General features: G+C 58.4%; 2 protein-coding genes and 1 pseudogene. 1 reads left to right on the forward strand and 2 read right to left on the reverse strand.

All coding sequences use genetic code 11. The features are described from left to right. Positions 1 to 415: 415 nt before the first annotated feature. Positions 416 to 1,125, forward strand: a pseudogene (locus ACFSNB_RS18550) (IS5 family transposase). Positions 1,126 to 1,138: 13 nt separating this feature from the next. On the opposite strand, the gene ACFSNB_RS18555 reads toward ACFSNB_RS18550, so the two are convergent. Together ACFSNB_RS18555 and ACFSNB_RS18560 are read right to left on the reverse strand one after the other, a co-directional pair. Beyond that, positions 1,139 to 1,450 (reverse strand): DUF1493 family protein, encoded by a 312-nt coding sequence (locus ACFSNB_RS18555; protein ID WP_377319287.1) that lies wholly within the window; start codon positions 1,448 to 1,450, stop codon positions 1,139 to 1,141. Then, positions 1,447 to 2,064: a WapI family immunity protein gene (locus tag ACFSNB_RS18560; protein ID WP_377319289.1), complete on the reverse strand. Its 618-nt coding sequence runs from the start codon at positions 2,062 to 2,064 to the stop codon at positions 1,447 to 1,449. Before ACFSNB_RS18560 ends, ACFSNB_RS18555 begins: the two co-directional genes overlap by 4 nt. Between the last annotated feature and the right edge of the window lie 806 nt (positions 2,065 to 2,870).

Genomic DNA, 2,870 nt, shown 5'->3' on the forward strand with positions numbered 1-2,870 from the left:
GTTCGCCCGCCGATACTCACGGCGGGCGGTTTCGGTCCAGGGCATCGATCTCTCTCCGTTTCGTCTCGCAACAAAACGGAATCACAACCCTCTGAAACCGCTCAACTCTTTTTGAGTTGGGCTCTTATAACGAAAGGGCTTGCGAGCCCCCGCAACCAAAAAATCAAGGGCTTAGTCGGAAACGGCTAAGCCCTTGTTGCTTTTCCGGGCCTGCGCTGGGCAACAACCGGGAAACACCGGCCCAGGGTGGGCAACACGCAAACGCGTTGGCTCCGCCGCTGGGAAACAGCGGCACTAGAGCGCGTTGACATTTGTGGTTTCCAAGGGCTCGAAAATCTGGTTCAAGCTCCTTTTCGAGAAGGGGACTTGAATGAGCGAGGTTCGTCTGATCCTGAAGGATCACCAATGGGATCGGATGGCGCCCCATCTGCCGGGCAAGGTCAGCGATCCTGGGCGGACCGGCAAGGATAACCGCCTATTTGTGGAGGCTGTGCTGTGGCTGGCTCGGACAGGCTCGCCCTGGCGTGATCTGCCCGCCGTTTTCGGCAATTGGAACAGCGTATTCGTCCGCTTCTCGCGCTGGTCCAAGAATGGAGTGTGGGATCGGCTGTTCGCCGCCATGGCGGATGATCCCGACTTCGAATACGCCATGATCGACTCGACCATCGTCCGGGCGCACCAGCATGCGGCGGGCAAAAAAGGGGGCCTGAAGCTCGCGCGATCGGCCGCTCACGCGGCGGACTGACCACCAAAATACACGCTGTCGTTGATGCCTTGGGCAATCCGCTCCGCTTTATCCTGACGCCGGGACAGGCGAGTGATTACACCCAGGCGGAGGCCCTGATTGCCGATATCCCCGCCGGCTATGTCCTGGGCGATAAGGGCTATGATTCCAAGGCATTCCGTGACGCCATCCAAAGCCAAGGCGCCATCCCGGTCATTCCGCCGAGAAAAACATCTCCGCAGGTTTCCTGCGATTATGCCCTCTATTGCGAACGCAATCTCGTCGAGCGGTTCTTCCTCAAGATCAAGCACTTCAGGCGGATCGCCACCCGCTACGAACAGACACCAAGGGCCTTCTTGTCCTTCCTCTCCCTCGTCAGCGCATTCATCTGGACGAAATGAATGTCAACACGCTCTAAGGATTAAACCAGTAGCCACGTTCAATGACAGCCAGAAGATGGCCGACAGTGATCTCCTTTTTCGCAGGCCGCCATCCCAGCCGCCTGCCGATGTGCCAGAAGGCTGCTTCCGTTTCGTTCGGGAAATACGTCTGGAAGTCGAAGCCCTCGAACCGCGTTCCGAAGTGTTCGATGATCCGGGTCAGGAGTTCGTGAGCGTCATCGCCCATGATTGACAGGTCTTGGCACAGCTTGGATGAATCTGATATCGGCGGTCGTGAACCCGCGATGTCGGCGACGATGCTGAAGAGGGCCTCCCGCGTGTTCATGAGAACTGCCGCCGGATCGCGTGGATCACGTCGGGGAGGTAAGATTGATTCAGGGTGATGGTGACCGTTAGAAACGCTTGGCATGGAGCGCGGCCATCGCTGATAACTACTTTCACTTCGACACCACCCTGGCCATCGCCCGTCACTCGGATCGAATGGCCGCCCTCGACAAAGGTCAACTCTGCTTCGCCGCTGAGCGTTTCATGAATCCGGGCGATGCCGTTCCGAAACTTCTCATAGTCCCACGCTTCCGCTTCAACCTCAGCGACGAACGGCCCAGTTGAAGCTTTGATCCTGGTCGGTGTGCCAAGGGCTGGCGGACCGGCGGGGCGCAGTTCGATGCGGCTGATGCCATCGGTGAACAGGACACCTTGTTCAGCCCCTTGGCTCTGTTGCGCGTATTTCCGGTGAACCAGTCGCAGGTGGTGAATGAGCCTCGCTTCTTCGCCGACGGTTACCTCGTCCAAATCCCAGCCGCCCCAGCTTTCTGTCATTAGGTGGGAATGGCTCCCTTCCGGAACATCCTTAAGCGCGTTTTCCAGCAACCGCTGCCCGGCGTAATCAAAGCAGATTGCCACCTCCTGGCTTTCTTCGCTGTATTCGACGGTGAGCATGGCTACTCCTTGCTCGTGGCGGTGCTGGATGCGACCGTGCGCATGAGCTTCAGCAACTGGCCCGTTGAGAGGTTCCACCTCGCGTCCACGCGATTTCCCACGATGCGAATGGCATACACGGCACGAGGACGCGGTTTCGATCCTTTTGGCGGCCTGGGAGTGTGCTCGATAAAGACCTGATGGCTGGGGATGATGTCCCGGTAATCTGAGGCAGCGGCGCTTATCAAAGCGAGCGTCGGCAGACGGTCGCTCAGTATGCGATGTAGCTCCAGAAGAACCGCCGCCAATTCTGGACTGACCTCTTCGCGGTCTAGCCAGCCAACCATTGATATCACGTTGCTGATGCTGGTTCACGCAAGGCGTGCCACTTGCTTCAATCTAGCACGGCTAACATCATGTGTCCTGTCCATCATAAGGCTGTCGGACATTGGAGGGCGCAGTGCCGGATTTCAGCAAAATGTGGGGTGGTCCCGCCTTCGCTCTCTCGATAGAGCTTGGGCCTCTCGACCAGAAGAACGTGGCTATCAGCGCCTTGAAGGCACTCTGGAAGGTTCCTGGTGTGCACGGACCATGGTCCAAGCGCACCGAGGTCGGGTTGTCTTGGCCGGATCGCAGGGCACCTTTGGACGGGTTCGGACAACTCGAATTGAACGGTGACCTCTCCGTTGGTTTTAGCGCCCACTGAACCGCCCCGGGATTGCCGGAGGCTAGTTTGATCAAATCTACGCGGCGACGGGAATGGCGTCGATCATGGCGTAGTACCTTTCCTCGGCCTCGGCCGGCGGGATGTCTCCGATGGGTTTGAG

Origin of the sequence: Phaeospirillum tilakii, from assembly GCF_042683125.1 — a bacterium.
Taxonomy (GTDB): Bacteria; Pseudomonadota; Alphaproteobacteria; order Rhodospirillales; family Magnetospirillaceae; genus Phaeospirillum; species Phaeospirillum tilakii.